The sequence below is a fragment of the Sphingomonas sp. genome, from assembly GCF_017744835.1.
GTDB lineage: Bacteria > Pseudomonadota > Alphaproteobacteria > Sphingomonadales > Sphingomonadaceae > Sphingomonas.
This window is the reverse complement of the sequence record NZ_JAGIAM010000001.1, coordinates 24850-42710: the sequence shown is the minus strand read 5'-3', so window position 1 is coordinate 42710 and position 17861 is coordinate 24850. Positions and strand designations below refer to the sequence as shown.

Here is a 17861-nt window from a genome sequence, read left to right as displayed (position 1 = left end):
TGGGTCTTTCCAACTCTCTGCTTGTGTCTCAGCTTTCGGCCTGGACCGGCCGCGGCTTGCGATGCTCGTCGATCGCGACGAAGACGAACTGCGCCTGGGTGACCAGGCAGCTCTCCTCGGCGTGGCGGGCGCGGCGCCAGGCGGCGACGTCGATCGTCATCGAGGTGCGGCCGACGCGGACCAGATCGGCATAGACCGAAACTTCGTCGCCCACCGCCACCGGCGCGTGGAACTTCATCCCCTCGACCGCGATCGTCACCGCGCGACCCTTGGAATAGCGCGAGGCGACCAGCCCCGCGGCCATGTCCATCTGGCTCATCAGCCAGCCGCCGAAGATGTCGCCATAGGGATTGGCGTCGGCGGGCATGGTGGTCACCCGGATCGCCGGTTGGCCTTCCGGGCGCTTGAGCTCATCCATTCCGGCTTTCCTTCCTGCCCGCACGCGCCAGCCGCTTGCGGTCGATCGCATAGGCGCGCCGCAGCGGCCCCACGCCCATCAGCACCACCGCCACCATCGCGACGTAAGTGACCAGCCAGATGTCGCCGGTCGCGCGCGGATAGGACCATGCCGCGAGCCAGGCGATGCCATAGGCTGCGGCCAGCCCGATCGCGATGTGCACCACTTCGATCAGCACGCGCATGGCCGCGGCTCCCTGGTCAGGCGATCATCCCCATCGGCGCTTCGACCAGCTCCTTGAAGAGCTTCATCAGCGCGGCGCCGTCCGCGCCGTCGACCGCGCGGTGGTCGAAGCTGCCGGTCGCGCTCATCACCGTCGCGATCTGGAGCGAATCGTCGACGACATACGGGCGCTTCTCGCCCGCGCCGATCGCCATGATCATGCCCTGCGGCGGATTGATCACGGCCTCGAACTGCTTGATTCCGAACATGCCCATGTTCGAGAGCGACGCGGTGCCGCCCTGATATTCCTGCGGCTGCAGCTTGCCTTCCTTGGCGCGCCCGGCGAGCTCCTTCATCTCGGTCGAGATGGCGGAGACGCTCTTGTTCGCGGCGTCGCGGATGATCGGCGTGATCAGGCCGGTCGGCGTCGACACCGCCACCGACACGTCGGCGCGGCTGTACTTGATCAGCTGGTCGCCGGTGTAGGTGACGTTGCACTTGGGCGTCTGGATCAGCGCGACGCCCAGCGCCTTGATCAGCAGATCGTTGACCGAGAGCTTCACGCCGCGGTTTCCAAGCGCCTGGTTGAGCTCGCCGCGCAGCTTGAGCAGCGCGTCGAGGCGGATGTCGACGGTGAGATAGATGTGCGGGATCGTCTGCTTCGACTCGGTGAGGCGGCGCGCGATCGTCTTGCGGATGTTGGAGAGCTTCTCGGCTTCGTGCGGGATGCTCTCGTCCCACCAGACCGGCTTGTGCTCGGCCGGAGCCGCGGCGGCGGGCGCAGCCGAAGGAGCGGCCGCGGCGGCTGCCGGCTGGGCGGCGGGGGCGGCGCCGGGCTTGGCGCCCTCGACGTCCGCCTTGACGATGCGGCCGCTCGGGCCCGAGCCGGTGACGCCGGCCAGGTCGACACCCTTTTCTGCGGCGATGCGGCGCGCGAGCGGGCTCGCCTTGACGCGCTTGCCGTCCGAAGCGGGAGCCGCGGCGGCGGCGGCAGGCGCCGGAGCCGGTGCAGGCGCAGGGGCGGCGGCGGGGGCCGGAGCGGGCGCGGGAGTCGGCGCGGGCGCGGGCGCGGGAGTCGGCGCCGGGGCAGCCGCAGCGGCCGAGACGTCCTCGCCTTCGCCGGCGATCACGGCGATCACCGTGCCCACCTTCACATTGTCGGTGCCCTCGGCGACCAGGATCTTGCCGATCACGCCTTCGTCGACGGCTTCGAACTCCATCGTCGCCTTGTCGGTCTCGATCTCGGCGAGGAGGTCGCCGGACTTCACCGTATCGCCTTCCTTGACGAGCCACTTGGCGAGGGTGCCCTCTTCCATCGTGGGTGAAAGAGCCGGCATCTTGATTTCGATCGACATGGAGGTTCCCGTCGTTTGGTCCTGGGGATGAGGATGGCCCTCCTTTGCCGCGGCATTCCCTAGGGTCAAGGGGCTTGGGCTTGCGCGCGCGCCGATCGCAGGGCAGCAAAAGCGTCCAACAGGGGATTTCCTTCAATGCGCACCTATCTGGTGGTGATCGACGAGAAGCCGGAATCGGAGATCGCGCTGCGCTTCGCCGCCCGGCGCGCGGTCAAGACCGGCGGCAATGTCGAGATTCTGGCGCTGATTCCGCCGCAGGAGTTCGTCCAATGGGGCGGCGTGATGGCGACGATCGAGGAAGAGGCGCGCGAGCGGGCCGAGGCGCTGGTTGCGCGCGCGGCGGGCACCTTGTTCACCGAGTCGGGGCTGCAGCCTTCGATCACCGTGCGCGAGGGCGACGGCGCCAAGGTGGTGCGCGAGATGATCGCCGCCAATCCGGAGATCGCCGCGCTGGTTCTCGGCGCCGCCCCCAGCGGCGCGCCGGGCCCGCTGGTCAGCCATTTCACCGGGGCGGACGCAGGCAGCTTCTCGGTGCCGGTGATGATCATCCCCGGCTCGCTCGACATCGCGGCGATCGACCGGCTGAGCTGAGCACAGGCCAATTCGTCACTCCCACTTGTTGTCACCCCCGCGAAGGCGGGGGCCCAGAGTCTCGAGCGGCGCACTGCTTAGCTCTGGGCCCCCGCCTTCGCGGGGGTGACGGGCCGGGGGGCTTGAGGCAACGCGCCTTTCCCGTCACCAATCGGCCATGCGAAATTTCTTCCCGCTCGCCGTCGCCCTCCTCGCCACGCCCGCCGCGGCGCAGGAGCACCCCGACCCCGCGCGGCTCAAGGCCTCGGTCGAGAAGCTGGTGCGCTTCGGCACGCGTCACACGCTGTCCGACCCCGACAACCCCACGCGCGGCATCGGCGCGGCGCGGCGCTGGTTCGGCGCCGAGCTCTCGCGGATCGGCGACGCGTGCGACTGCATCGAAGTCGCCAACATCGCTAACACCTTCACCAATGCACGCGCGCCCAACGGAGTCGAGGTGGTCGACGTGCTCGGCTTCCAGCGCGGCACCGATCCCAAGCGCGTCGTCATCGTCATGGGGCACATCGACAGCCGCGTGACCGACGTGATGAACGCCACCGCCGACGCGCCCGGCGCCAACGACGACGCCTCGGGCGTGGCGCTGGTGCTCGAGGCGGCGCGCATCCTCTCGAAGGAGAAGTTCGCCGCGACGATCGTCTATGCCGCGCTCTCCGGAGAGGAGCAGGGGCTGTTCGGCGGCCAGCTGCTCGCCCAGACCGCGAAGGAGAAGGGCTGGACGGTCAGCGCAGTGCTCAACAACGACATCGTCGGCAACACCATCGGCCAGAGTGGCGCGCGCGTCGCGGACCGGGTACGGGTCTTCTCCGAAGGCATCCGCGAGTCGGAGGGCATCGAGGCCCAGCTCGCCCGGCGTGCCGACGGCGGCGAGGACGACGGCCCCTCGCGCGCGCTCGCCAAGGCGATCGACGGCGTCGCGGGGACGCTCCCCGGCGGGCTCGACGTGTTCCTGGTCCGCCGGCCCGACCGCTTCGGCCGCGGCGGCGACCATTCGCCCTTCCTCAAGCTCGGCTACCCTGCGGTGCGCTTCACCGTCGGCGTCGAGAACTACGACCAGCAGCACCAGGATTTGCGCACCCAGGGCGGCAAGACCTTCGGCGACACCGTCGACAAGATGGACTTCGCCTATCTGGCCAAGGTGACGGCGATCAACGTCGCCACGATCCGCCGACTCGCCAGGGCACCCGCCGCGCCCGAGAGCGTGACGCTCGCCGGCGCGCTCGCCACCGACACGACGGTCAAATGGCCGGCGGTGCCGGGCGCCACCGGCTATCGCATCCACTGGCGCCGCGCCGACGCGCAGGACTGGACCGACCACCGCGACGTGCAGGGCACCGAGGCCGTGCTCAAGGGCGTGATCGTCGACGACACTTTCGTCGGGGTATCGGCGCTGGCCGCCGATGGGTCGGAGAGCCTGGTAACCTTCGGCGGGCGGCGCTGAGGGGCTTTAGGGCGTATCGACATTCAGCCTAACGCGCTCCCCTCTCTTTTGGGGAGGGGAGAGGAGTGTCGAGACAACCAAGGCGCCCGGCGCAAAATCTTGCCGCTTGCAAAATAGGATTTGGCCTGAAACAAATCGGGAACTCTCTTTCTCAATCTGAATATAATCGGCGTCTCTCGCGCACACGCACACGCACGCGCGCAGGCACGTACGCACGCGCATGCGCCCGCGTTGGTGTGTCCACTTTGTCCACTTCCGCCGTGTCCACTTCCGGCATCGCGCTGCCGGATCGGCCGATGGCAGGCCCCGCTCGAACCGCCGCGATAGTGTGACCTTGGTGTGACCTTTGGCCGCGCAGGATGCGGGGCGGCGCGATAGCGTAACGCGCTCCCCTCCCTGAAAGGAAGGGGAGATGAATGTCGATACAACCTGGTACGATGCCCTACCGCGTCTCGCGCACCACGCGCGTGGTGGTCACCACCGGCGCCGGCTGGATCACGATCACCGTCACGCCGCCGGCGCTATAGGTCTGGACATTGCCCTGCGGCATGGCCTGCACCGCGGCGGGCGCTGCCTGCATCACCATCGGGATCTGCATCACCACCGGCGCGGGCTGCATCGCGCCGACCATGGTCTGCACCGCGGGGACGGTTACGACCGGCGCGGCCTGCACCACCGCGGGAGCGGCTTGCACCGCCACGGCGGCGGTCTGAACCGGCGCGGCGACCCTGACCGGCGCAGCCTGCACTGCCGCAGGAGCGCTCGCCACCGGCGCAGCGGGCACTGTCACCGGCACGATCGCCACCGGCGCGACCTGCACGGCGGAGGCCTGCGCCAGCTTGGGCATGGCCGGTTGCGGCAGCGGCTCGACCAGGAGCATCGGCTGGCTGCCGCTCGCCGTTCCCCGCCGCGGATAGGATGCTCCCGCCTGGACGACCGCAGGCGCGGAGCTGGTCGCGGTGCGGACCACCGCAGGCGCCGCCCCGTTCCAGGCGATGCCGTTCACCGAAGTCCACACCCGCCCGCGCGCATCGACGAGCACGGCGTCGTCATAATAGCGTACCCAGCTATAGCCCTGCGGCGGCGCGGCGAGGCCCAGCGCCAGATAGTTGGGAATGCGGTAGCCGCGCCAGAAGGCCGGCAGTTCGGCGCCCGTATCGAGCCGGCGATAGGCCGCCCAGCCGCCCGGCGCGCGATAGCCCGCCTCCCAGCGGCCGTCGATCAGCGGTCCCCAATTGTGCGGCTGCACCGGCATCACGATCGGCGCGGTCGACGGCGGCAGCACCACCCATCGCCCGTTCTGCCATACCTGCTGCGCTGCAGCCGGCGCTGCCGCGAATATCAAGCCGGCGCCCAGCGGCACCGCCAGCCAGAGCTTGCGCATCTCGATTCCCCGCTTCCGTTCCGAAGCGGGAAATCTACGCCCCTCAAGTCCCGGAAAATACTGCGAAGAGTCCCAAAACTGTCCCGATCCGGGTCAGATGATGCGCGGCGCGAGGATGCGCATCAGTGCCTCGCAACCGGCCGCGTCCCCCGCGTCGAAGCGCGCGGGCGAGGGGCTGTCGAGGTCGAGCACGCCGAGCAGCTCGCCCTGGTGCACGATCGGCACGACCAGCTCGGATCGGCTCGCAGCGTCGCAGGCGATATGGCCGGGAAAGGCATGGACGTCCTCGACGAGCTGCGTCTCGCGGCTCGCCGCGGCCGCGCCGCACACGCCCTTGCCGAACGGGATGCGGATGCACGCCGCCTTGCCCTGGAACGGCCCGAGCACCAGCTCGCCGCCGACGTTGCGGTAGAAGCCGGCCCAGTTGAGATCGGGCAGCACCTGCCAGATCAGCGCGGCGACATTGGCCATGTTGGCGATCGCGTCGGGCTCGCCGGCGGTGAGCGAATCGAGCGCCGCCGCGAGCTCGCGATAGAGGTCGGACTTGCTGTCGGTGCTGATGTCGAAGGCGTACATGCCAGCGATGTAGGCGCTGCCGCGCGCGAAGGGGAGGGGCTTAAAACCACACCCTTGCAAAGTAGGATTTCGCTTGCTCCGCTCGCCCGGCCCACGCCGGGCCGCTCTTTGACAACCGCCGCGACGTTGCTGCGATCGTTGAAAACCCTGCGGAGGGTGTCAACTTTGTCCACTTCCGCCGTGTCCACTTCCGCGGCCGCCAGTGTCAACTTCCGCGTGCGTTCAGTCGAATCGCACCTTGGCGCGCCCGGCCTTTACCTGGCTCCGGCCCTTCTTCTCGTCGACGCGCTTCGCCTTGGCCGCCTTGCTCGGCTTGGTCTTGACGCGCCGCGCCTGGCGTTCGTGCGCCTCGTCGATCAGCGCGGCCAGCCGCTCGCGCGCGTCGGTGCGGTTGGCGTCCTGCGTACGGAACTTGCGCGCAGTGATCACCAGCTCGCCGTTCGAGGTCAGCTTGCTCCCGGCCAGCAGCTTGAGCTTCTGATAGGCATAGGGCGGCAGCCCCAGCCGGAACACGTCGACGCGCAGTTGCACCGCGGTCGCCACCTTGTTGACGTTCTGCCCGCCCGGACCCGAGGCGGCGAGGAACTTCTCCTCGATGATCGCCTCGTCGGGGATCTCAGCCACGCTCAACCTCGGGTTCGGTGCCGAAGCCGGCATTGTGGAAGCGCACCGGCAGCGGCGCCTCGGCATGGACATCGGGCTTGCCCTCGCGCGCCACGGTGAGTGCGGCGGCGTGGAGCATCACTGCGGGGCCGCCCTTGCCATAGACCGGGTCGCCCAGAATCGGCACGCCCAGCCCCTCGGCGGCATGCACCCGGATCTGATGCGTGCGCCCGGTCTCGGGATAGAAGGCGACGAGCGCGCGGCCTTTGTCCGCCTGCAGCAGCTCCCAGCGCGTCCGCGCCGGCTTGCCCTTGGGGTCGCCGACCATCCGCCAGCCCGCTTCGACGCTCGAGATCTTGGCGAGCGGCAAGTCGATCATCCCGCCTTCGCCTTCGGGCACGCCGTCGAGGATCGCGACATAGCGCTTGGCCACGGTGCCTGCCTCGAAGGCTTGGGCGAAGCGCTTGTGGGCCTTGGGGTTGCGCGCGAGCAGCAGGCAGCCGCTGGTGTCGCGGTCGAGCCGGTGGACGGGCAGCGGCAGCCGGCGGAAGCCGAAGGTCAGCTCGCAGAGCAGGTCCTCGAGGCTTTCGGAGCGGTCGCGCGGGCGGTCGACCGGCAGGCCCGCGGGCTTGTCGATCACGATCGCTTCGCCGTCGATGAAGAGGATGCGGTCCTGGAGCATTCCCCGCCCTTGCCACCACCGCCGCGCGAGCGCCAGCGGCTCGGCATGATCCTTTGCCCGCGTCCGGCGTTTCGCAGCCGATGCGCGCGCTGGCCCCGATCCTCTTCCTGCTTCTTCCCGCCGCGGCGCAGGCCGAGGATCCGCCCGCTCCGCCGCCGCTGCCGCCGGTCGTGCGCCTCTTCAACCACATGCCCTATGGCGAGGCGGACCCACTGACGCTGGTGCCGGTGCCGAGCCTTCCCGGCTGCACCTTGGTGCGCGAGGCGGCGGAGGACCTGGAGCGCCTGCTCGGCAGCGCGCGGGCAGAGGGGATCGATCTCGGCGCGGTCTCCTGCTTCCGCTCGATCGAGCACCAGCGCCGCGTCTTCTGCGCCGGTGCCGCCAATTGCGACCTCGTCGCTCGGCTGCGCGCGCGCTTCATCGGCCCGCCCGGCCACAGCGAGCACGCCACCGGCTATGCCATCGACTTCGTCCAGCGTGGGATCGACTGCCGCGCCGCCGAGCAGTGTTTCGCGCTCACGCCCGCTGGCAAATGGCTGATGCGGCGTGCGCCCGATTTCGGGTTCGAGCTGTCCTTTCCTGCGGGCAACAAGCAGGGCGTGGCCTGGGAGCCCTGGCACTGGCGCTGGGTCGGCCGCGCCACCGATCTCGGGCCGCGCGCCCAGGCCGCACGGATGCGCTTCGCCGCCGCGCAGGCACGCTTTCCGGCGCTGCCGGCGGTCGCCCGACCACAAACGAAAGCGGCGGCCGGAACCGGTCAGGTTCCAGCCGCCGCCGCGAGACTGCCGGAGGGGGACTAGGCAGTCTCGAGCTCGCCCGCGGGCTGGGCGATCTTGTTGGCGACTTCGGCGACGCGACGACCCTGGTAGCGCGCGCCCTCGAGCTCGGCCTCGCTCGGCTGGCGGCTGCCGTCGCCGTCGGCGATCGTGGTCGCGCCATAGGGGGCACCGCCCTTCACTTCGTCGACGCCCATCTGGCCCTGATACCCATAGTCGAGGCCGACGATGGTCAGGCCGAAGTGGAGCAGGTTGGTCAGGATCGAGAAGAGCGTGGTCTCCTGGCCGCCGTGCTGGGTCGCCGTCGACGTGAAGGCGCCGCCGACCTTGCCGTTGAGCTTGCCCTGGAACCACAGGCCGCCGGCCTGGTCCCAGAACGCCGCCATCTGGCTGGCCATGCGGCCGAAGCGGGTCGGCGCGCCGACGATGATGCCGTCGTAATTGGCGAGCTCGTTGACGTCGTCGAGCACCGGGTGGCTGTGGTCGACGACGAAGCCGGCCGCCTGGGCAACTTCGAAGGGTGCGGTCTCGGGCACGCGACGCACATCGACCTGGGCCCCGGCGCTGCGCGCGCCCTCGGCGACTGCGTCGGCCATCTTCGCCAGGTGACCATAAGAGGAATAATAGAGCACGAGGATCTTCGACATGTGCAGTCCTTCAAGTTCCCCTCCCACTTTTCGTGGGAGGGGGTAGGGGAGGGGAAAGGGAAGTCTATTCGGCGTCGACCAGAACGATCTCGGCGTCTTCCAGAGCCTTGATCGTCACCGTCTGGCCGCCGGTCAGCGCGGCGCCGTCCCGGGCGTCGACGCGTTCGCCGTCGATCTCGATCGTCCCGACTGCCGGGACGAGATAGGCATGGCGGCCTTCGCCAACCGTGTGCTCGACGCTTTCGCCCGCCTTCAGCGTCGCGCCCAGCACGCGGGCGTCGGCGCGGATCGGCAGTGCGTCCTTGTCATCGGCGAAGCCGCTGGCGAGCGTCACGAACCGGCCCGAGCGATCGCCCTTCGGAAAGGGCTTGGCGCCCCAGCTCGGCTGGCCGCCACGTTCGCGGGGCATGATCCAGATTTGGAAAATCCGGGTCGTCTCCGGCTCGAGGTTGTATTCCGAGTGACGCACGCCATTCCCGGCGCTCATCACCTGGACGTCGCCGGCCACGGTGCGGCCCTTGTTGCCCATCGAGTCCTGGTGCGTGATCGCACCCTGGCGGACGTAGGTGATGATCTCCATGTCCTGGTGCGGGTGGGGCGGGAAGCCCGAGTTGGCGGCGATCTCGTCGTCGTTCCACACCCGGATCGCGCCCCAGCCCATGCGGGCAGGGTCATAGTAGTTGGCGAAGCTGAAATGATGCCGTGCGTTGAGCCAGCCGTGGTCGGCGTGGCCCAGGCTTTCGAAGGAGCGTTTCTCGATCATCGCTGGTCTCCCGTGTTCCGTTGCCGCCAAGATAGGCATTGCGATCGGGCGGTAAATGGAAACGTTGGAAACCGATTGTTTCCGTTGTAGAGTGGTCGGCGTAATCGGAGATCCTCATGAAACTGCCGGATTTCGAGGCTTGGGCGGCCTTCGCCAGCGTCGTCGAACATCGCTCGTTCAGCGGAGCCGCGACCGCGCTCGGCGTCTCCAAGGCGACTGTCTCCAAGGCGATCAGCCGGCTCGAACAGCGGCTGGGCACCACGCTGTTCCACCGCACCTCGCGTCGCCTCACCCTCACCGAGAGCGGCCGATCGCTCGCCGAGCGCGCCCAGCGCATCCTCGCCGAGGGGGTGGCGGCCGAGGAGGCCGCGCTCGAATCGGCGAGCGCTCCCGCCGGGCTGGTCCGCGTCGCTGCGCCGCTCACCTTCGGCATCACCCATGTCGGGCCGGCGGTCGCCGATTTCCTGACCGCGCATCCCGCGATCAAGATCGAACTCTGCCTGTCCGACGCCAAGGTCGACATCGTCGCCGAGGGCTTCGATATCGCGCTCCGCATCGCCGACCTGCCAGACAGTTCGCTCCGCGCGCGCCGGCTGGGGGCGATCCCTTCGCATATCGTGGGCTCGCCCGCCTATTTCGAGACGCGCGGCCGGCCGGGCCACCCGGCCGATCTCGCCCGCCACGCCTGCTTCGCCTACACCAACCTTGCCCATCCCGACGTGTGGCGCTTTCGCCGGGTGGGGGGCGAGGAGGCGGTGGTGCGCATCGATGGGCCGCTCTCCGCCGACAGCGGCGACGCGATGCTCCCGTCGCTGCGCGCAGGGCTGGGAATCGCCCGGCTGCCCGAGTTCATGGTCGGCGAGGACATGCGTTCCGGCGCGCTGGAGGCAGTGCTCGAGGAATGGACCGCCTCGCCGGTCGCGCTCCATTTGCTCACGCCCCCCGGCACACTCCGTCCGGCGCGCGTCGAAGCGCTGATCGCCTTCTTCACCGAGCGCTTCAGGACGCTCTGCGAGACCGCCTGAACAACCGCCGAGCCCTATGCGTTTTACGTAACATTCCGTGCCAGGGATTCCCCGCGACTCGTGGATTCAGGCCGGTTAGGACGAAATTAACCTTTTGCCTTCAGAGGTGCTTAGGTTAATGAATTCGTTCAGCGCGTCGGCCAGCGGGGCTCCGGTGCGTGTTGTGGACAGGGGAACCGGGATGCGCGTGCTGCTGATCGAGGACGAGCCTTCGACTGCCAAGGCGATCGAGCTTATGCTCTCGGCCGAGGGCTTCAACGTCTATACCACCGATCTGGGCGAAGAGGGCTTGGACCTCGCCAAGCTCTACGATTACGACATCATCCTGCTCGATCTGAACCTGCCCGACATGCACGGGTACGACGTTCTGAAGAAGGTTCGCGTGGCGCGCGTGCAGACGCCGGTGCTGATCCTCTCGGGTATCAACGAAATGGATTCGAAGGTGCGCTCGTTCGGCTTCGGCGCCGACGATTACGTCACCAAGCCCTTCCACCGCGAAGAGCTGATCGCGCGCATCCACGCCGTGGTCCGCCGCTCGAAGGGCCACAGCCAGTCGGTGATCCGCACGGGCAAGCTCGCCGTGAACCTCGACGCCAAGACGGTCGAGGTCGACGGCGCCCGCGTGCACCTGACCGGCAAGGAATATGCGATGCTGGAGCTGCTCTCGCTCCGCAAGGGCACCACGCTCACCAAGGAGATGTTCCTCAACCATCTCTATGGCGGGATGGACGAGCCCGAGCTCAAGATCATCGACGTCTTTATCTGCAAGCTGCGCAAGAAGCTCAGCATGGCCTGCGAAGGCGAGAATTACATCGAGACCGTCTGGGGGCGCGGCTATGTGCTGCGCGAGCCCGAGGGCGCCGAAGAAGCGACCACCGCGGTCGCCTGAACCGAACGCAAAGCGGGGGCTTTGAGAAGGCCGCGGCAGCTATGAGCGCCGCGGCCTTTTTCGTGGTCCGCTATTTGCGCTGCCAGGCGCGGTTTCCGCCGATCCAGGTCTCGAGCACCTTGGTGGCGCGCAGATCGGCGGGGGCGGCGAGCAGCGGATCGCGGTCGAGGATCAGGAAGTCGGCGCGCATGCCGGGGGCGAGGCGGCCGAGCCGGTCCTCGGCGAAGCCGGCATAGGCCGCGCCGGTGGTGAAGCCGGCCCAGCCCTGCTCGCGCGTCACGGCCTCCTGCGGGCGCCAGCCGCCTGCCGGCTGGCCGTCCGCGTCCTGGCGTGTGAACGACACCGCCCAGCCGGCCCAGGGGTCGGGGCTCTCGACGGGATAGTCCGACCCGAAGGCCAGCCGCGCGCCGTTCTGGACCAGCGAGCGCCAGGCATAGGCGCCCGCCAGCCGTGCCTCGCCGAGCCGTGCCTCGGCCATCAGCCGATCCGAGGTCTGGTGCACGGGCTGGACCGAGGCGATCACGCCGAGCCGGCCGAAGCGCGGCATGTCGACGGGGTCGACGATCTGCGCGTGCTCGATCCGCCAGCGGCGATTGTCCTTGTAGGTCTGCGACAGCACTTCGATCGCGTCGAGGACCTGCTGGTTGGCGCGGTCGCCGATGGCGTGGACCGCGATCTGGAAGCCGTCCATCGACCCGCGCGTCATCAGGTTGAGGAGCTGGTCGTCGGACAGGAAGCCGAGCCCCTTCTGTCCCGGCGCATCGGCGTAATCGGCCTTGAGCCAGGCGCCGCGCGAGCCGAGCGCGCCGTCGGCGAAGAGCTTGATGCCGCCCATCCGCAGCCTGTCGTCATAGAGCCAGGGCGTCGGGCCCTGGCCCGCGACCGCGAGCGCTGTGTCGACGCCCGAGGCGTAGCTCATGATCCGCACCTTGAGCAGCCCCATGTCGCCCATGCGGCGATAGGTGAGCCAGTCCTCGCCGGTGGTGCCCATGTCGGTCGTGGCAGTGACGCCCAGCGACAGCAGCCGGTCCTGCGCGGCGAGGAAGGCCGCGTTGCGCTCGCGGGGCGTCGGCTGGGGCAGGACCTTGGTGATCAGCGCCATTGCGCGATCGACCAGCACGCCGCCGGGCCGGCCGCCGACGCGCTCGATCCGGCCGCCGGCGGGATCCTTGGTATCGGCGGTGATGCCCGCGACTGCGAGCGCGCGGCTGTTCGCCCAGCCGGCATGGCCGTCGACGCGCTCGAGCCACACCGGGCGGTCGCTGACCGCGGAATCCAGCTCGGCGGCGGTGGGGAAGCGCCCGAGCTTCCATCGTTCCTGGTTCCAGCCGCTGCCGATCACCCATTTGGTCGGGTTGGCGGCGGCATAGGTGCGGATCTTGGCCAGTGCCTCGTCGAGCGAGTTGGTCGCCGACAGGTCGAGCTGCAGGATCTGCTGGCCGAGCCCCATGACATGGCCGTGCGCGTCGATCATACCGGGGACGAGCGTCTTGCCGCCCATGTCGATGCGCCATTCGAGTTTCTTCGGGCGCTTGTCCTTCGGGCTCAGCAGCCGCGTGATCTTGCCGTCGCGGGCGAACTGGAGCCCGGTGAAGCGGACCACCTGCCCCTTGTCGTCGAGCGTCATGCCGTTGACGTTGTCGACCAGCCCGTCGGCGCGGGCGGTGGCGGGGATGGCGATGAGGGCGAGCGAGGCGAGGACGCGCAGGATCGGCTTGAGCATGCCGAGGGCATAGGGCCTGTTCCCCCGCCGCGCCAGATGGTCTAGGCGAGGACCACTATGGCAACCAAAGCAGCTCCGGCGGCCGCGCCGCTCCCCGTTTCGATCGATGACGTCCGCGCAGCGCAGGCGCGAATTTCGGGCTCGATCGTGCGGACGCCCACGCTGGTGAGCAAGACGCTGTCGGAGCTGACCGGCGCCACCGTCTATCTCAAGTTCGAGAACCTCCAGTTCACGGCGGCGTACAAGGAGCGCGGGGCGCTCAACACCCTGCTGCAGCTCGACGAGACGGCGCGCTCCAAGGGCGTGATCGCGGCTTCCGCGGGCAACCATGCCCAGGGGCTCGCCTATCACGCCACGCGGCTGGGCATCCCCAGCACGATCGTGATGCCCAAGAACACGCCGGTGGTGAAGGTCACCCAGACCGAAGGGCACGGCGCGACCGTGATCCTGGAAGGCGAGACCTTCGACGCCGCCTACGCCCATTCGCGCAAGCTCGAGGCCGAGCACGGCTATACCTTCGTCCATCCCTTCGACGACGAGCGGATCATCGCGGGGCAGGGCACGGCAGCGCTCGAGATGCTCGAGGATGTGCCCGACCTCGAAATGCTGGTGGTGCCGATCGGCGGCGGCGGGCTGATCTCGGGGTCCGCGATCGTCGCCAAGGCGGCCGGGCAGCCGATCGAAGTGGTGGGGGTCGAAGCCGAGCTCTACCCCTCGATGTACAACCGCATCCACCACACCGAGATGCCCTGCGCGGGCGATACGCTGGCCGAGGGCATCGCGGTCAAGGAGCCAGGCGCGATCACCTCGAAGATGGTCGAGGCGCTGGTCGACGACATCGTGCTGGTGAGCGAACGCCGGCTCGAGGAGGCGGTGAGCCTGCTGCTCCAGATCGAGAAGACCGTGGTCGAGGGCGCGGGCGCCGCGGGGCTCGCCGCGCTGCTCGCCGAGCCCGAGCGCTTCCGCGGCAAGAAGGTCGGCACCATCCTGTGCGGCGGCAACATCGACACCCGGCTGCTCGCGAACGTGCTGCTGCGCGACCTCGCGCGTTCGGGCCGCCTCGCGCGGCTGCGCATCCGGCTGCAGGACCGGCCCGGCGCGCTCTACAATGTCGCCCGCATCTTCCACGAGCAGGGCGTCAACATCATCGAAGTCTATCACCAGCGCGTCTTCACCACGCTTCCGGCCAAGGGACTGATCACCGACATCGAGTGCGAGGCGCGCGACCGCAATCACCTCGACCGGCTGATCACCGCGCTGCGCCGCGCCCAATATGAAGTGAGCCAGGTCGAGCTCGCCTGAGCGGGGCGCGGCCTAACTTCCCACTTTTCCCGCGTTTTGGGGAATAACGTTGCGCCGGCGCGCAATGAAATTTCCTGCAGCAAGGCCCGGCGCGCCGCCGGGGCCTTGGCTGGAAATAGACAAAGTGGACACCCTCCGCAGGGATTTTCGGCGGGGACTCCTGCGTCCAGCGTCGTTCGACGGTTCAAAGAGCGGCGCCGAGGCCGGCGGGAACGCCAGCCAAGCAAGCGAAATCCTACTTTGCAAGGGAAGAGGCGTCTGGAAGAGGGCGGTTAGCTCCTTCTCCCCTTGTAGGAGAAGGAAGGGGCCCGCTCGCGTAGCGAGTGGGAAGGATGAGGGGGACTCAAGACTCACTCCCCCTCACCCTTCCGCCGACTTCGTCGGCTCCCTCCCTCTCCCACAAGGGGAGAGGGAAAAGGTCCCAGCTCAATTTCGCCCGCCCGTTTGCGACGATCCGACGAAACGAATCGCTTGCGCGGCGAGTTGAGTCGGGCGGCGATTCACGCGGACTCGTGCCCCGTGTACTCTGCCCGAGGGACAGTCTGACCGCGCGCATCGGGCGTCGCGGCTGGTTGACGGATGTGGTGAATGACCGAGCTTCGCGTCTCGACGCGCTTGCAGCTAAGTCTTTGTTTCGCTTCCGATCTGTCGAACCCCTGCGTTAACCTTCTTTTATGGTAAACGCACTTTTCATAAATCCCGCGGCGCTTCATAGTCGCCCCGAAAGGCCGATTCCGGGCCGGCAGAGAGGGGCGATCGAGCGGTGACTGCAATTTCCCGTTTCCCGCGTTTCTTCGTGACGAGTCCCAGCCCGTGCCCCTATCTGCCGGGACGGCAGGAGCGGAAGATCTTCACCGAGCTGACGGGCCAGCACGCGTCCGAGCTCAACGACGCGCTGGGCCGGATCGGCTTCCGCCGCAGCCAGTCGGTCGCCTATCGGCCGAGCTGCGCGGGATGCACTGCCTGCGTCTCGGTGCGTGTCGTCGCCGACCAGTTCGAGCCCAATGCCACGCAGCGCAAGCTGCTGCGGCGGAATTCGGACCTGGAAGTCACCGCCTGCAAGCCCTGGGCGACCGAGGAGCAGTATGCGCTGCTCCACCGCTATCTGAAGACGCGCCATCCGGGCGGCGGCATGGCGGCGATGGACGAGAACGACTATGCCGACATGGTCGAGCAGTCGCCGGTCAGCTCCTATGTCATCGAATATCGCGAGCCCTCGGTCGACGGCCGGCGCGGCAAGCTGGTGGGCGCATGCATCACCGACCAGCAGGCCGACGGCCTGTCGATGATCTACAGCTTCTTCGAGACCGAGGACGCGAGCCGGCCCTCGCTCGGCAACTTCATCATCATGGACCATATCCTGCGCAGCTGCGCGGCCGGCCTGCCCTATGTCTATCTCGGCTATTGGGTGAAGGGATCGGAGCGGATGGCCTACAAGACGCGCTATCGGCCGATCGAAGTGCTGGGGCCGAACGGCTGGTCGCTGCTCGCCGACGACGAGACGCCGGCGGACGTGGCGACGGCGAGCCGGGCGCGCGAGCTGGTGTAGGCTCAGTTCGGAGCAAACCGGCTCCGCCTATAGCATCCGTCACCCCGGCCTTGTGCCGGGGCCCACTCAGCCTCACCGACTACCATAGAGCCTCTTGTCCAACCCTTGTCTCCCGGTAGACTCCGGAACAAGTCCGGGGTGACGGTGGGTTCGGGGGAGGGGCGAAACAATGCGATCCGGCCTGATCTATTCCTCGGCGAAGGCCTGGAGGTCGACGTCGAGCTTCTCGTCGCCCGCGCCGGTCCGGGTGCCCACGGTCGCCGCCGCGCCTGCCGCGTCGAGCCCGACGGCCATGCGCACATGGCACTCGTCGGTCGAAAGCCCCTTCACCGGATCGAAGCCGACCCAGCCGAGCCCCTCGACATGGGCTTCCGCCCAGGCGTGCGGAGCCGAGCGGGCGACGCCGTCGCTGCAATAGCCCGAGATGTAGCGCGCGGGCACGCCCAAGCAGCGCGCGGCGGCGATGAACATCTGCGCCATGTCGCGCGACGTGACGCGGTCGCTGTCGAACGCCGCGGCGGCAGTGACGCCGGTGTCGGGCGCGTCGGGCGCATCGGGGAAGCGGGCGTGGAGCGCCGTGTTGAGCCGATGCAGACGCTCGAGCGGATCGCCCGCGCCCGCGACACTGTCGGCGGCGAACACGGACAGCGCGTCGCCGGGGGCGGTGCGCGGCGTGCTGCGCAGGAAGAGGAGCGGCGCGAGCGGCTCGATGCTGCCGCGCACGACTCCGTTCGCCTCGCTGGTCAGCACTTCGCCCGAGACGGTGACGTCGAACGTCTCGATCGGTCCGTCGGCATAGAGCATCGTCACGGCATTGCCGAAGCCGTCGGTGCCGTCGCGCATCCGCGCGTCGCAATCGATGCCGATCAGCCAGCTCACCACCGTCTGGTCGGCGGTATCGGACGGGGTGAGCCGCAGCATCTGGACGATCCGCGCCTGGGGCTCGGAGAAGCGGTAGCGCGTGCGATGGTCGACGGTGATCCTCATATGAACCGGAACTGGCGTGCGATCGCGGCGTCGAGCATCGCATTCTCCTGGATGAAGGCCGCGAGATGCTCGTGGAGGCCACTGACGATCACGTCGGCGGTATGGGTCTTCTGCGTCCGAGCCATGCGCGCGCGGGCCATGCGGTCGGCCTCGCCCTGGAGGCCGGTGCGCCTGGCGAGCTGGTTGAGCAGCGCCACCGATTCCTCGACGCAGGCCGCCAGGCTGCGCGGCAGCTCGGGGTGGCTGACGAGCAGGTCGATGACGTTGGCGGGCTGCAGCCCCTCGCTATAGAGCCAGCGATAGGCCGTGACGGCCGAGACGGTCTGGAGGATCGTCGTCCATTGGTCGCGATCGACCACGCCGCCGACGCTTTCGCCCTCGGGCAGCAGCAGATGATATTTGACGTCGACCAGCCGCGCGGTGTTGTCCGCGCGCTCGACGGCGGCGCCGAGCTGGATCAGCAGCGTCGCCTCGTTGCGCATCATCCGGTGGATCGCGCCTTCGAACCCGCGGGTCTCGCCCTTGACCTGCTCGACCAGATTGAGCGTCGCCGTCGCGCCGCCGGTCGAGGCACGGTTCTGGAACAGCCACCAGGCGCGATTGATCGCGGTCCAGGCCTCGCGCGTGAGCGCGGTGCGCACCGCGCGGGCGTTGTTGCGCGCTGTCTCGAGGCAACGGACGATCGAGCCGGGATGGCTGGCGTCGAGCGTCAGGAAGCAGGCGACGTTGGTCTGGTTGAGGTTGGCGCCGGTCGCGGCGAAGGCCTCGTCATTGTAGCTGACCGCGAGCGCGCTCTGCCACGCCGCCTCACCCGCGGGGCGCGCCGAGAGCGCATCGAGCCGGATCGTCGCCTCGACCAGCCGCGCGATGAAGTCGGCGCGCTCGACATAGCGGCCGAGCCAGTAGAGCGCCGCCGCGGTGCGCGAGAGCATCAGCATCTAAAATCCTCCCC

The 17861-nt window shown here is 68.7% G+C and carries 19 protein-coding genes; 7 read left to right on the top strand and 12 right to left on the bottom strand.

Annotated elements, in window-relative coordinates; translation table 11 throughout:
• Positions 1–28: 28 nt before the first annotated feature.
• The 3 genes from J7500_RS00200 to J7500_RS00190 are packed head-to-tail and all read right to left on the bottom strand — an operon-like array spanning position 29 to position 1974.
• Positions 29–418 (bottom strand): acyl-CoA thioesterase, encoded by a 390-nt coding sequence (locus J7500_RS00200; RefSeq protein WP_294058964.1) that lies wholly within the window; start codon positions 416–418, stop codon positions 29–31.
• Positions 411–641: a hypothetical protein gene (locus J7500_RS00195; RefSeq protein WP_294058962.1), complete on the bottom strand. Its 231-nt coding sequence runs from the start codon at positions 639–641 to the stop codon at positions 411–413. Before J7500_RS00195 ends, J7500_RS00200 begins: the two co-directional genes overlap by 8 nt.
• A gap of 16 nt (positions 642–657) precedes the next feature.
• A complete protein-coding gene (locus tag J7500_RS00190) occupies positions 658–1974 on the bottom strand; it encodes a pyruvate dehydrogenase complex dihydrolipoamide acetyltransferase (RefSeq protein ID WP_294058960.1) in 1317 nt (438 codons plus the stop codon).
• 135 nt (positions 1975–2109) lie between these two features.
• Here J7500_RS00190 and J7500_RS00185 point away from each other — a divergent pair, with 135 nt between their 5' ends.
• Both J7500_RS00185 and J7500_RS00180 read left to right on the top strand, forming a co-directional pair.
• Positions 2110–2565 carry a universal stress protein gene (locus tag J7500_RS00185; protein WP_294058959.1) on the top strand — a complete coding sequence of 152 codons (456 nt, stop codon included), beginning with the start codon at positions 2110–2112 and terminating at the stop codon, positions 2563–2565.
• Positions 2566–2722: 157 nt separating this feature from the next.
• A complete protein-coding gene (locus J7500_RS00180) occupies positions 2723–4003 on the top strand; it encodes a M28 family metallopeptidase (RefSeq protein ID WP_294058958.1) in 1281 nt (426 codons plus the stop codon).
• 442 nt (positions 4004–4445) lie between these two features.
• Here J7500_RS00180 and J7500_RS00175 read toward each other — a convergent pair whose 3' ends face one another.
• The 4 genes from J7500_RS00175 to J7500_RS00160 all read right to left on the bottom strand — a co-directional run bounded on the left by J7500_RS00175 (position 4446) and on the right by J7500_RS00160 (position 7248).
• Positions 4446–5387 carry an RcnB family protein gene (locus J7500_RS00175; protein WP_294058956.1) on the bottom strand — a complete coding sequence of 314 codons (942 nt, stop codon included), beginning with the start codon at positions 5385–5387 and terminating at the stop codon, positions 4446–4448.
• A gap of 93 nt (positions 5388–5480) precedes the next feature.
• On the bottom strand, positions 5481–5963 hold the full coding sequence (locus J7500_RS00170; protein WP_294058954.1) for a GAF domain-containing protein: 483 nt from the start codon (positions 5961–5963) through the stop codon (positions 5481–5483).
• 222 nt (positions 5964–6185) lie between these two features.
• A complete protein-coding gene (arfB, locus tag J7500_RS00165; protein ID WP_294058952.1) occupies positions 6186–6587 on the bottom strand; it encodes an alternative ribosome rescue aminoacyl-tRNA hydrolase ArfB in 402 nt (133 codons plus the stop codon).
• Positions 6580–7248, bottom strand: coding sequence for an RluA family pseudouridine synthase (locus J7500_RS00160; protein WP_294058951.1), 669 nt, complete (start codon positions 7246–7248; stop codon positions 6580–6582). The genes arfB and J7500_RS00160 overlap by 8 nt, the downstream gene beginning before the upstream one ends.
• Positions 7249–7328: 80 nt before the next feature.
• On the opposite strand from J7500_RS00160, the gene J7500_RS00155 reads away from it, so the two are divergent.
• On the top strand, positions 7329–8048 hold the full coding sequence (locus J7500_RS00155; RefSeq protein ID WP_294058949.1) for a M15 family metallopeptidase: 720 nt from the start codon (positions 7329–7331) through the stop codon (positions 8046–8048).
• Here the strand turns inward: J7500_RS00155 and wrbA are convergent.
• Both wrbA and J7500_RS00145 read right to left on the bottom strand, forming a co-directional pair.
• Positions 8045–8671 carry an NAD(P)H:quinone oxidoreductase gene (gene wrbA, locus J7500_RS00150; RefSeq protein WP_294058948.1) on the bottom strand — a complete coding sequence of 209 codons (627 nt, stop codon included), beginning with the start codon at positions 8669–8671 and terminating at the stop codon, positions 8045–8047. The two genes, J7500_RS00155 and wrbA, sit on opposite strands and share 4 nt — an antisense overlap.
• Positions 8672–8735: 64 nt before the next feature.
• Positions 8736–9434 (bottom strand): pirin family protein, encoded by a 699-nt coding sequence (locus tag J7500_RS00145; RefSeq protein ID WP_294058947.1) that lies wholly within the window; start codon positions 9432–9434, stop codon positions 8736–8738.
• 116 nt (positions 9435–9550) lie between these two features.
• Between J7500_RS00145 and J7500_RS00140 the strand changes: the two genes are divergently transcribed.
• Both J7500_RS00140 and ctrA read left to right on the top strand, forming a co-directional pair.
• Positions 9551–10459: a LysR family transcriptional regulator gene (locus J7500_RS00140; protein WP_294058945.1), complete on the top strand. Its 909-nt coding sequence runs from the start codon at positions 9551–9553 to the stop codon at positions 10457–10459.
• A gap of 181 nt (positions 10460–10640) precedes the next feature.
• Positions 10641–11348 (top strand): response regulator transcription factor CtrA, encoded by a 708-nt coding sequence (gene ctrA, locus J7500_RS00135; RefSeq protein ID WP_294058943.1) that lies wholly within the window; start codon positions 10641–10643, stop codon positions 11346–11348.
• Positions 11349–11418: 70 nt separating this feature from the next.
• Here ctrA and J7500_RS00130 read toward each other — a convergent pair whose 3' ends face one another.
• Positions 11419–13071 carry an amidohydrolase gene (locus tag J7500_RS00130; protein ID WP_294058941.1) on the bottom strand — a complete coding sequence of 551 codons (1653 nt, stop codon included), beginning with the start codon at positions 13069–13071 and terminating at the stop codon, positions 11419–11421.
• 57 nt (positions 13072–13128) lie between these two features.
• On the opposite strand from J7500_RS00130, the gene J7500_RS00125 reads away from it, so the two are divergent.
• Together J7500_RS00125 and J7500_RS00120 are read left to right on the top strand one after the other, a co-directional pair.
• Positions 13129–14373 (top strand): threonine ammonia-lyase, encoded by a 1245-nt coding sequence (locus tag J7500_RS00125; protein ID WP_294058940.1) that lies wholly within the window; start codon positions 13129–13131, stop codon positions 14371–14373.
• A gap of 763 nt (positions 14374–15136) precedes the next feature.
• Positions 15137–15922: an arginyltransferase gene (locus J7500_RS00120; protein ID WP_294058939.1), complete on the top strand. Its 786-nt coding sequence runs from the start codon at positions 15137–15139 to the stop codon at positions 15920–15922.
• Between the two features lie 186 nt (positions 15923–16108).
• On the opposite strand, the gene J7500_RS00115 is transcribed toward J7500_RS00120, so the two are convergent.
• Together J7500_RS00115 and J7500_RS00110 are read right to left on the bottom strand one after the other, a co-directional pair.
• Entirely contained in the window at positions 16109–16909 is an 801-nt protein-coding gene (locus tag J7500_RS00115) for a transglutaminase family protein (protein WP_294058938.1), read from the bottom strand.
• Positions 16906–17841 carry an alpha-E domain-containing protein gene (locus J7500_RS00110; protein WP_294060635.1) on the bottom strand — a complete coding sequence of 312 codons (936 nt, stop codon included), beginning with the start codon at positions 17839–17841 and terminating at the stop codon, positions 16906–16908. Before J7500_RS00110 ends, J7500_RS00115 begins: the two co-directional genes overlap by 4 nt.
• Positions 17842–17861 lie beyond the last annotated feature (20 nt).

Coding starts and splice junctions, on each gene's coding strand:
- J7500_RS00200 (WP_294058964.1), bottom strand. CDS start 418: ATGGATGAGCTCAAGCGCCCGGAAGGCCAACCGGCGATCCGGGTGACC.
- J7500_RS00195 (WP_294058962.1), bottom strand. CDS start 641: ATGCGCGTGCTGATCGAAGTGGTGCACATCGCGATCGGGCTGGCCGCA.
- J7500_RS00190 (WP_294058960.1), bottom strand. CDS start 1,974: ATGTCGATCGAAATCAAGATGCCGGCTCTTTCACCCACGATGGAAGAG.
- J7500_RS00185 (WP_294058959.1), top strand. CDS start 2,110: ATGCGCACCTATCTGGTGGTGATCGACGAGAAGCCGGAATCGGAGATC.
- J7500_RS00180 (WP_294058958.1), top strand. CDS start 2,723: ATGCGAAATTTCTTCCCGCTCGCCGTCGCCCTCCTCGCCACGCCCGCC.
- J7500_RS00175 (WP_294058956.1), bottom strand. CDS start 5,387: ATGCGCAAGCTCTGGCTGGCGGTGCCGCTGGGCGCCGGCTTGATATTC.
- J7500_RS00170 (WP_294058954.1), bottom strand. CDS start 5,963: ATGTACGCCTTCGACATCAGCACCGACAGCAAGTCCGACCTCTATCGC.
- J7500_RS00160 (WP_294058951.1), bottom strand. CDS start 7,248: ATGCTCCAGGACCGCATCCTCTTCATCGACGGCGAAGCGATCGTGATC.
- J7500_RS00155 (WP_294058949.1), top strand. CDS start 7,329: ATGCGCGCGCTGGCCCCGATCCTCTTCCTGCTTCTTCCCGCCGCGGCG.
- wrbA (WP_294058948.1), bottom strand. CDS start 8,671: ATGTCGAAGATCCTCGTGCTCTATTATTCCTCTTATGGTCACCTGGCG.
- J7500_RS00145 (WP_294058947.1), bottom strand. CDS start 9,434: ATGATCGAGAAACGCTCCTTCGAAAGCCTGGGCCACGCCGACCACGGC.
- J7500_RS00140 (WP_294058945.1), top strand. CDS start 9,551: ATGAAACTGCCGGATTTCGAGGCTTGGGCGGCCTTCGCCAGCGTCGTC.
- ctrA (WP_294058943.1), top strand. CDS start 10,641: ATGCGCGTGCTGCTGATCGAGGACGAGCCTTCGACTGCCAAGGCGATC.
- J7500_RS00130 (WP_294058941.1), bottom strand. CDS start 13,071: ATGCTCAAGCCGATCCTGCGCGTCCTCGCCTCGCTCGCCCTCATCGCC.
- J7500_RS00125 (WP_294058940.1), top strand. CDS start 13,129: ATGGCAACCAAAGCAGCTCCGGCGGCCGCGCCGCTCCCCGTTTCGATC.
- J7500_RS00115 (WP_294058938.1), bottom strand. CDS start 16,909: ATGAGGATCACCGTCGACCATCGCACGCGCTACCGCTTCTCCGAGCCC.
- J7500_RS00110 (WP_294060635.1), bottom strand. CDS start 17,841: ATGCTCTCGCGCACCGCGGCGGCGCTCTACTGGCTCGGCCGCTATGTC.